This is a genomic window from Micromonospora globosa, from assembly GCF_000717585.1.
Taxonomy (GTDB): domain Bacteria; phylum Actinomycetota; class Actinomycetes; order Mycobacteriales; family Micromonosporaceae; genus Micromonospora; species Micromonospora aurantiaca.
In genome coordinates, this window is sequence record NZ_JNZR01000033.1 from 47,002 (window position 1) to 56,693 (window position 9,692).

Genomic DNA, 9,692 nt, shown 5'->3' on the forward strand with positions numbered 1-9,692 from the left:
AGCGGGGAGAGTCCGATGAATGCGTTCCCCGGGCCGATGTGCGGCGACCATGATGGGCCGGTGGGCGCACTCGTGACACTGGACCTGCCGGACGACTCCCCGATCCGGAGTCTGCCGTGGATCATCACGTTCGGCCCGCTCGGTGCCGAGGACGACTGGGAGCCGGTGGTCTGCGGCCCGTACGAGCGACCGCACGCGCTGGCGCTGGCCGAGGCGGTGGTGGCAGACGAGCAGTTGATGGCGGTGGTGGAGCCGCTGCTGCCGGCGCTCACACCGGAGGAGATCCGCGGCGAGATCGCGGCCGCGCAGATCGCCGCCGAGGACGAGGCGGCCGAGATCGACCAGGCGGACCTCTACGGCGACTTCGAGGACGTCATCGACGAGGAACTGGAACGGGCCGCCGAACGCGAGCCGGAGCCCGAGCCGGTGGAGGCGCCCGACCGGGAGGAGATCCGGGCCGGGTTCGCCCGGATCGCCGCGCTGCTCACCGCCAAGGGCGGCTGAGGACGCGCGCGCTCCCCGATGGACGCCGGCCCCCCGGGAGCGGACTCCCGAGGGGCCGGGGCCACCTCACCCCCCACCACAAGGGGTCGGCAGCCCAGCCGCCCGTCGGCGCGGGGCACAACGGACGGCCAGGTCGTTGGCGGGTTACCCGGCTCAGCGCCGTTCGAACCACGCAGCCGCGTCCACCGGCAGGACGTGTCCGTCGCCCCGCTCGGTGAGTTCGGCGCTGGCGACGAGCGGGCGGCCGTAGCCGCTCACAGTCACCTCGGCGCCGCTGATGTTCACCACGCAGGTCACCTCGGCGTCCCCGGCGGTGCGGCGGAACGCCAGGACGCCGGGCTCGGTCTCCAGCCAGGTGATGGCGTCCAGGCCGGCCAGCGCCGGGTGCTCGTGCCGGGTGCGCAGCGCGGTCCGGTACAGCTCCAGCGTCGAGCCGGGCACCCCGGTCTGGGCGGCCACCGACAGCGACCGCCAGGTCGCCGGCGCCGGCAGCCAGCTCAGCTCGCTGCCGTCCGGCCCGAAGCCGTACGGGGGCAGCTCGCCGCCCCACGGCATCGGCACGCGGCAGCCGTCCCGGCTCTCCCCGGTGCGCCGGAACGCCGGGTCCTGACGCAGCTCGTCGGGAAGGTCGAGCACCTCCGGCAGGCCCAGTTCCTCGCCCTGGTAGACGTACGCGCAGCCGGGCAGCGCGAACATCAGCAGCGCGGCGGCACGGGCACGGCGCAGGCCGACCTCGCCGTCGCCGTACCGGGTGACGTGCCGCTGCCGGTCGTGGTTGGAGAGCACCCAGGTGGTCGGCGCGCCCACGATCGTGGACTCGGCCAGCGCCGTGTCGATCACCTTGCGGAACGAGTCGGCCGACCAGGTGGCGTCGAGGAAGTCGAAGCTGAACGCCTGGTGCAGCTCGTCCGGGCCGATGTAGCGGGCCAGCCGCTGTGGCGTCTCGGCCCACGCCTCGGCGACCGCCATCCGGCCACCCGGGTAGCTGTCCAGGATCGGCCGCCAGGCGCGGTAGATGTCGTGCACCTCGTCCTGGTCGAAGTACGGCAGCCGGCCCTTGCCCAGCAGCTCGGACTGGCGCTGGCCGGTGGTCATCGAGTTGAAGCCCACGTCCGGCAGGCCCTCGGCCTTGATCATCCCGTGCGCCACGTCGATCCGGAAGCCGTCCACGCCACGGTCCAGCCAGAAGCGCAGCACGTCCTCGAACTCGGCCCGCACCTCCGGGTGGCGCCAGTTCAGGTCGGGCTGGGCCGGGTCGAACAGGTGCAGGTACCACTGGCCGTCGACCACGCGCGTCCACGCCGGACCGCCGAAGATGCTCTCCCAGTCGTTCGGCGGCAGCTCGCCCTGCTCGCCCTTGCCGTCGGCGAACAGGTAGCGCTCACGCTCCGGCGAACCCGGTCCGGCGGCCAGCGCGGCGGCGAACCACGGGTGCGCGCTGGAGGTGTGGTTCGGCACCATGTCCACGATGATCCGCAGGCCGAGCGCGTGCGCGTCGGTGATCATCTCGTCGAAGTCGGTCAGGTTGCCGAACAGCGGGTCGACGTCGCGGTAGTCGGCCACGTCGTAGCCGGCGTCGACCTGCGGCGACGTGTAGAACGGCGTCAGCCAGAGCGCGTCCACGCCGAGGTCGCGCAGGTACGGCAGGCGCTGCCGGATGCCCTGGAGGTCACCCACACCGTCGGCGTTCGCATCAGCGAAGCTGCGGACGTACACCTGGTAGACGACCGCGGACCGCCACCAGTCGTCGTCGGCGGTGCGTGGGGTGGTGCTGGGGACGGAGGTCATCGGTGTCGATCCCGTTCTGTGGCGGCTTCTGGTGCGGCGCAGGGTGTCTGAGCAGAATGCCGCCATCGCACTGCAAGAGTCAAGCATTCCTTGCGCAAGAAATGACGGCCATCACCCGCCGATGCTCCGGCACCCTCTCCCGAATCCCGGGACACCGACCCACCCTCACCGCCCGCCGACTCCCGTCGATCATGAGGTTGGCGGCCTTCGTCGCCCGATTTGTCCCCGCCAACCTCATGATCGCCCCCGCTCAGGGGCGGGTGGGGTCAGGCGGGGATGGGGAGGGACGGGGTGGGGGTGGCGGAGCGCTGGCGCTTCGGAGGGTCGGCGGGGCGGGCCACCGCTGTGGAGCCGCGTACCACCAGCTCGGGCCGGAACAGGTACTCCGAGTTCGGGGAGGGGTGGCCGTTGATCTCGTCGACCAGGGCCCGCACCGCGGCCACGGCCATGGCGGCGACCGGCTGGCGCACGGTGGTCAGCGGCGGGTCGGTGAACGCCATCAGCGGGGAGTCGTCGTACCCGACCACGGAGATGTCGCCCGGCACCGACAGCCCGCGCTGGCGGGCGGCCCGGATCGCGCCGAGCGCCATCAGGTCCGAGCCGCAGACCAGCCCGGTCGCGCCGCGCTCGATGAGCCGGCCCGCGGCCGCCTCGCCGCCCTCCACGCCGAACAGCGACAGCTCCGTCAGCTCGGCCAGCTCGTCCTCGCTGATGTCGGTCAGGCGCCCCATCGCGGCCTTGTAGCCGGCGACCTTGCGCTGCACCGGCACGAACCGGTCCGGGCCGGTGATCAGGCCGATCCGGCGGTGCCCGAGCGCGACCAGGTGGGCGACGGCGAGTTCGGCGGACTCCCGGTCGTCGCAGGAGACGAACGGCGCGGGGATGCCCGGGGCGTATCCGTTGATCATGACGATCGGCAGCGGCCGGGCCAGCAGCGTGCGGTAGCGGTCGTGGTCCGCGGCGGTGTCGGCGTGCAGGCCGGAGACGAAGACGATGCCGGAGACCTGCCGGTCGAGCAGCATCTCCACGTACTCGTCCTCGCGGACGCCACCAGGCGTCTGCGTGCAGAGCACCGGCGTGTAGCCGGTGGGGGCGAGCGCGGACTCGATGATCTGGGCGAACGCCGGGAAGATCGGGTTGTCCAGCTCCGGCACGACCAGACCGACCAGCCCGGCGCTGCGCTTGCGCAGCCGGGCCGGTCGTTCGTAGCCGAGCACATCGAGGGCGGTGAGGACGGCCTGCCGGGTCTCGGGGGCCACACCGGGGCGGTCGTTGAGCACCCGCGACACCGTGGCCTCGCTGACTTCAGCCTGTTGGGCGATGTCGGACAGTCGAGCGCGCATGTGCGGCACTTTAGCCCAACGGCAAAGTCTTGCGTACACTTCTGCAAGCCCTTCCATTCTCTGCAACCTCTTGCTAACGTCCCCGCAACATGCGAGAGCAGCGGCGCAGCACCCCGGCGCCGGTCAGCAAGAAATTACAGAGGTTTCCACTGGCGGGCCGCCCTTCCCCCGGCGGGCCGCCATGACGACAGGAGTACCGATGCGCATCCGTACCGCGGGTGTGGTCGCCGTCCTCGGCCTGGCGCTCGCCGCCTCCGGCTGTGGTGACAGCGGCAGCGACGACAAGCCGGCCGCCGGCGAGTCCGCCAAGGCGACCGGCGGCAAGCTGGTCATCTGGGCCGACGACAAGCGCACGGCCGCCCTCAAGCCGTTCGCCGAGGAGTTCGGCAAGAAGAACGGCGTGACCGTCGAGGTCCAGGCCGTCTCCAAGGACCTGCAGACCAACTTCGTCACCGCCTCGCAGCAGGGCAGCGGCCCGGACGTCGTGGTCGGCGCGCACGACTGGATCGGCAACCTGGTCCAGAACGGCGCCATCGACCCGGTGCAGCTCCCGGCCGAGCAGAAGTCCGGCTTCAACGAGACCGCCATCAAGGCCGTCACGTTCAACGGCCAGCTCTACGGCGTGCCCTACGCCACCGAGAACGTCGCGCTGATCCGCAACACCGAGCTGGCCCCCGAGGCGCCGAAGACGATCGAGGACCTGGTCGCCGCCGGCAAGAAGCTCAAGGCGGAGAAGAAGGCCAGCGAGATCCTGTGCCTGCAGTCCGGCCAGAACGGCGACGCCTACCACATCTACCCGCTCTACACCTCGGGCGGCGGCTACCTGTTCGGCACCGCGGCGAACGGCGACTACGACCCGAAGGACCTGGGCGTGGGCAAGCCGGAGTCGATCGCTGCCTTCCAGAAGATCGCCAAGCTGGGTGAGAAGGGCGAGGGTGCGCTGAAGCGCTCCATCACCGGCGAGAACTCCATCGCCACCTTCACCGGCAAGAAGTGCGCGTTCCTGGTCTCCGGCCCGTGGGCCGTGGCCGACGCCAAGAAGGCCAACATCGCGTACGACATCTCCCCGGTCCCCGGCTTCGCCGGTGGCAAGGAGGCCCAGCCGTTCGTGGGTGTCCAGGCGTTCTACGTGGCCGCCAAGGGCAAGAACAAGGCCCTGGCCCAGGAGTTCGTCACCAACTACGTGACCAAGCCCGAGCTGGCCGTCGCGCTGTACAAGGCCGAGCCGCGCCCGCCGGCGCTGACCGCCGCCTTCGACCAGGTCAAGGGCGAGGACCCGGACCTGGCCAAGTTCTCCGAGGCCGGCAAGAACGGCCAGGTGCTCCCGGCGATCCCGGCCATGGCCGCGATCTGGGATCCGTTCGGCAAGGCGGAGGCCGCCATCATCGGTGGCGCCGACCCGGCCAAGACGATCACGGCCGCCGGCAAGACCATCCAGGGTCAGATCAAGTAATGAGCGCGCCGCTGTCCGGCCCGGGGTCTGCACCGCAGGCCCCGGGCCGGGAGCCCGTACGCCGTGGGCTCCCGCGCACGTCCCGTACCGCGCGGCAACACGCGCCGATCACCGCGACCGGCCTCGTCGTCAAGGTGGTCCTGCTCGGCCTGGTGGCCGGGATCGCGATCTGGGCGGCCTTCCCGCTCATCGAGGCCGAGCACTGGCTCGCGCTGGGCGTCCTGGCGGTCACCACCGCCGGCCTGTTCTACCTCTACCTGAGCCGCCGGCACATCCCGGCCAAGTACCTGGTCCCCGGCACGCTCTTCCTGATCGCGTTCCAGGTCTTCCCGGTGCTCTACACCGCGAGCACCGCGTTCACGAACTTCGGCGACGGCCACCGCGGCAGCAAGGACGACGCGATCGTCGCCGTGCAGACCGCCTCGGTGAAGCAGGTGCCCGGCTCGACCGAGTACAACCTCACCATCGCCACCAAGGGCGACCCGGCGACCGGCGCCCTGACCTTCCTGCTCAGCGACCCGAAGACCAAGGACGTCTTCGCCGGCGACGCGGACGGGCTGCGCAAGCTCGACGCCGCCGACGTCGAGGTGAGCAGCCTCAGCGGCAAGATCACCGCGGCGGACGGCTACACCCTGCTGAACATCGGGCAGGCCAGCAACCGCAGCGACGCCGTCACCGCGCTCATCGTGCCCACCGACGAGGGCGCCATCCGCTCCAACGGCCTGACCCGGGCGTACGAGGGCAAGGCCATCCGGGCGTACGACGCCGGATGCGACTGCGTCAAGGACAGCGAGACCGGCAGGACGTGGACCGCCGACGAGAAGTCCGGCTCCTTCGTCGCCGCCGACGGCGAGCGCCTCGCCCAGGGCTGGAAGGTCGACGTCGGGCTGAAGAACTTCAGCACCGTGCTCACCAACCCGAACATCTCCGGGCCGTTCTTCGGCACGCTCGCCTGGAACTTCGCGTTCGCGATCGGCTCCACCGGGCTGACGTTCCTGCTCGGCATGGCCATCGCGCTCGCGCTGCACTCACCCCGGATGCGCGGCACCAACCTGTACCGGATGGTGCTGATCCTGCCGTACGCCATGCCGTCGTTCGCCATGCTGCTGATCTGGCGGGACATGTTCAACACCGACTTCGGCCTGCTCAACAACCTGTTCGGGCTGGACGTCGACTGGTTCGGCGGCAACTGGTCGGCCCGGATCGCGGTGCTGCTGGTGCAGCTCTGGCTCGGCTACCCGTACATGTTCCTGGTCGCCACCGGCGCCTTGCAGGCCATTCCGCGGGAGCTGACCGAGGCGACCTCGGTCGACGGCGCGTCGCCCTGGCAGTCGTTCCGGGCGGTCACCCTGCCGCTGCTGCTGGTGGCGCTGTCGCCGCTGCTGATCGCGTCGTTCGCGTACAACTTCAACAACGTCAACGCGATCCTGTTCACCACCGAGGGCGGCCCGTTCGCGCCGGACAACCCGACCAACGGCGCCACCGACCTGCTGATCACCTACACGTACCGGCTCGCGTTCGGCGCACAGGGCGCCGAGTTCGGCCTGGCCGCCACCGTCTCGATCTTCATCTTCGCGATCGTGGCGACGGTGTCGGCGATCAGCTTCCGGCGGACCCGCAAGCAGGAGGAGGTGTACTCGTGACCACCATCGCGGAGACGCCCACGACCACCCGCCGGCCGGCCCGCCGCTCGCGCGGCCGCTGGTTCGCGCAGGTGGGCTGGCGGCACCTGGTCGGAGTGCTGGCGGTGGCGTTCAGCCTCTTCCCGATCCTGTTCGTGATCTCGGCGGCGTTCAACCCGCTCGGCACGCTCTCCTCCACCGAGCTGCTGCCGACCGGGGCGTCGCTGGAGAACTTCACGAACCTGTTCGACAAGACCGCGTTCGGCCACTGGTTCCTCAACTCGCTGCTGCTCGCAGGCGTGGCCAGCTTCGCGTCGATCTTCCTGTCGTCGCTCGCGGCGTACGCGTTCTCCCGGATGCGCTTCGCCGGGCGCCGGGTCGGCCTGCTCGCGCTGCTGCTGATCCAGATGTTCCCGCAGTTCCTGGCGATCGTGGCGATCTTCCTGATCTTCACCACGCTCACCGACCTCTACCCGGTGATCGGGTTCAACACCCCGTGGGGCCTGTTCCTGCTCTACATGGGTGGGGCGCTCGGCGCGAACACCTGGCTGATGAAGGGCTTCTTCGACACGCTGCCGAAGGAGCTGGACGAGTCGGCGACCATGGACGGCGCGTCGCACGTGCAGGTCTTCTTCCGGATCATGCTGCCGCTGGTGGCGCCGATCCTGGCGGTGACCGGCCTGCTCGCGTTCATCGGGTCGATCAACGAGTTCATCATCGCGAACGTGTTCCTCACCGAACCCGAGTCGAAGACCCTCGCGGTCGGCATGTTCGGCCTGGTCGCGGGCGAGCGCAACAACAACTTCGGGATGTTCGCGGCGGGCACGCTGCTCACCGCGATCCCGACGGTGCTGGTGTTCCAACTGCTCCAGCGCTACATCGTCTCCGGACTCACCTCCGGAGCGGTCAAGGGCTGAGCCTCCTCGGCTCACGCTGCGGCAAGGGCGTCGTGTCGGCGTACACCGGAGCGGTTCTCGGGCGGACCGCCGTGGTCGGGTGAACCGACCGCGGCGGGTGCCCGCCCCCTCTCCCTGTCGGTACGACGCGAAAGGCAGCACCATGTCCCTTCAGCCGCACCACGACGGCTCCGCAACCTACGTCCCGGAGCAGGAGCCCGCGCTCGGGCAGACCGTGCCGGTCTTCGTCCGGGTACCGGCCGGAACCGGCGTCTCCCAGGTACACGTGCGCACCACCGGCGACGGCGAGCCGCGCTTCGCCGAGGCGCGGATCGACCGCACCGAGAGCGGCGACGTGTGGTGGCGGGCCGACGTCGAGGTCCGCAACCCGGTCAGCAACTACCGCTTCCTGCTCGACGGCGAACGCGGCACCCGCTGGCTCAACGCCGCCGGCCTGGCCGGACACGACGTGCCGGACAACGGCGACTTCAAGCTGGTCAGCTACGCCCCGCCGCCGGCCTGGGCCCGCGACGCGGTGATCTACCAGATCTTCCCGGACCGGTTCGCCCGCTCGGCCGCCGCCGACGGCCGGACCGTGCCGGACTGGGCAATTCCATGCGACTGGGACACCCCGGTCGTCGGCCGCGGCCCGGAGACGCCCCGCCAGTTCTACGGCGGCGACCTCGACGGCGTCACCGAGCACCTGGACCACCTGGACCGGCTCGGCGTCAACACCGTCTACCTCACGCCGGTCTTCCCGGCGCGGTCCAACCACAGGTACGACGCGTCGAGCTTCGACACCGTCGACCCGCTGCTCGGCGGCGACGCGGCGCTGGCCCGGCTCGCCGACGCGGTGCACGCCCGGGGCTGGCGGCTGCTGGGCGACATCACCAGCAACCACACCGGCGACGCCCACGACTGGTTCACCGCCGCCGTCTCCGACGTGAACGCGCCCGAACGGGAGCTGTACTACTTCGACCTGCCCGGCTCGGACTACGAGTCGTGGAACGGGGTGAAGTCGCTGCCGAAGCTGAACTGGGGCAGCGCCGAACTGCGCCGCCGGTTCGCCACCGCCGAGGACTCGCTGCTGCGCCGCTGGCTGCGCCCGCCGTACGGGCTGGACGGCTGGCGGGTGGACGTGGCGAACATGACCGGGCGGCGGGGTGCGGACGCGTACACCCACGAGGTGGCGCGGCTGCTGCGCGAGGTGGTCGCCGACACCCGGCCGGGCGGGCTGCTGCTCGCCGAGCACGGCCACGACCACACCGGTGACCTGGACCGCGACGGCTGGCACGGGACGATGAACTACGTCGGCTTCACCGACCCGGTCTGGTCCTGGCTGCGCCACGGCGACGAGCCGGTGCCGAACTTCCTCGGCACCCCGGGCGGGGTACGGCGGCGCGACGCGAGCGCGGTGCTCGCCACCATGAACACCTACCGGTCGCTGGTGTCCTGGCGGTCTTACACGCACTCGTGGCAGCTGCTCGGCTCGCACGACTCGGCCCGGATCCGCACCGTGGTCGGCGACGCCGCCCGGCAGGAGGTGGCGGCCGGACTGCTCGCCACCATGCCCGGCACGCCTGTGGTCTTCGCCGGGGACGAGCTGGGCCTGACCGGCACGAACGGGGAGGGCTCGCGTACCCCGATGCCGTGGCACCGGCGCCAGAGCTGGGACCGGCGCACGTTCGACGCGTACCGGTCGTTGCTGACGCTGCGCCGCGACGAGCCGGCGCTGCGGCACGGCGGCCTGCGGTGGGTGCACGCGGACGCGGACACGCTGGTCTTCCTGCGCGAGGCGCCCTCGTCGACGGTGCTGGTGCTGGCCCGCCGCGCCCCCGGCACCCCGGTCCGCCTGACCGGCGTGGGAGCCGGAGACAACGTCTACGGCGACGCCCCCGCCCTCCACCCCGACGCCGACGGAACGGTGACCCTCCCCGCGGACGGCCCCACGTTCCAGGTCTGGCGCCTGCGCTAGCCCTCGCCCCACCCACCCACTCTCCCGCCCCCGCGATCTTGCGGTTCCGGCCCGTGGCGCGCGGCATTCGTCCCGGATGCCGGGGCGGTAACTGCAAGATCGCGGGGGAGG

Annotated in this window: 7 protein-coding genes; 5 read left to right on the top strand and 2 right to left on the bottom strand. The window is 71.2% G+C overall.

Going from position 1 to position 9,692, the window contains the following annotated elements:
* The first annotated feature begins 60 nt into the window (after positions 1-60).
* Positions 61-504: a hypothetical protein gene (locus IF06_RS0125855; protein ID WP_030274101.1), complete on the top strand. Its 444-nt coding sequence runs from the start codon at positions 61-63 to the stop codon at positions 502-504.
* Positions 505-657: 153 nt separating this feature from the next.
* Here IF06_RS0125855 and IF06_RS0125860 read toward each other — a convergent pair whose 3' ends face one another.
* Together IF06_RS0125860 and IF06_RS0125865 are read right to left on the bottom strand one after the other, a co-directional pair.
* On the bottom strand, positions 658-2,292 hold the full coding sequence (locus IF06_RS0125860; protein ID WP_030274103.1) for a glycoside hydrolase family 13 protein: 1,635 nt from the start codon (positions 2,290-2,292) through the stop codon (positions 658-660).
* Positions 2,293-2,558: 266 nt separating this feature from the next.
* Positions 2,559-3,635: a LacI family DNA-binding transcriptional regulator gene (locus IF06_RS0125865; RefSeq protein WP_013473959.1), complete on the bottom strand. Its 1,077-nt coding sequence runs from the start codon at positions 3,633-3,635 to the stop codon at positions 2,559-2,561.
* Positions 3,636-3,834: 199 nt separating this feature from the next.
* Here IF06_RS0125865 and IF06_RS0125870 point away from each other — a divergent pair, with 199 nt between their 5' ends.
* The 4 genes from IF06_RS0125870 to IF06_RS0125885 all read left to right on the top strand — a co-directional run bounded on the left by IF06_RS0125870 (position 3,835) and on the right by IF06_RS0125885 (position 9,581).
* Positions 3,835-5,088: a sugar ABC transporter substrate-binding protein gene (locus tag IF06_RS0125870; protein WP_030274105.1), complete on the top strand. Its 1,254-nt coding sequence runs from the start codon at positions 3,835-3,837 to the stop codon at positions 5,086-5,088.
* Positions 5,088-6,731: an ABC transporter permease subunit gene (locus IF06_RS0125875; protein WP_013283973.1), complete on the top strand. Its 1,644-nt coding sequence runs from the start codon at positions 5,088-5,090 to the stop codon at positions 6,729-6,731. The genes IF06_RS0125870 and IF06_RS0125875 overlap by 1 nt, the downstream gene beginning before the upstream one ends.
* Complete coding sequence (locus tag IF06_RS0125880; protein ID WP_013283974.1) at positions 6,728-7,627, top strand: sugar ABC transporter permease; 900 nt, start codon at positions 6,728-6,730, stop codon at positions 7,625-7,627. Before IF06_RS0125875 ends, IF06_RS0125880 begins: the two co-directional genes overlap by 4 nt.
* A gap of 142 nt (positions 7,628-7,769) precedes the next feature.
* A complete protein-coding gene (locus tag IF06_RS0125885; RefSeq protein ID WP_030274108.1) occupies positions 7,770-9,581 on the top strand; it encodes a glycoside hydrolase family 13 protein in 1,812 nt (603 codons plus the stop codon).
* The last annotated feature ends 111 nt before the right edge of the window (positions 9,582-9,692 follow it).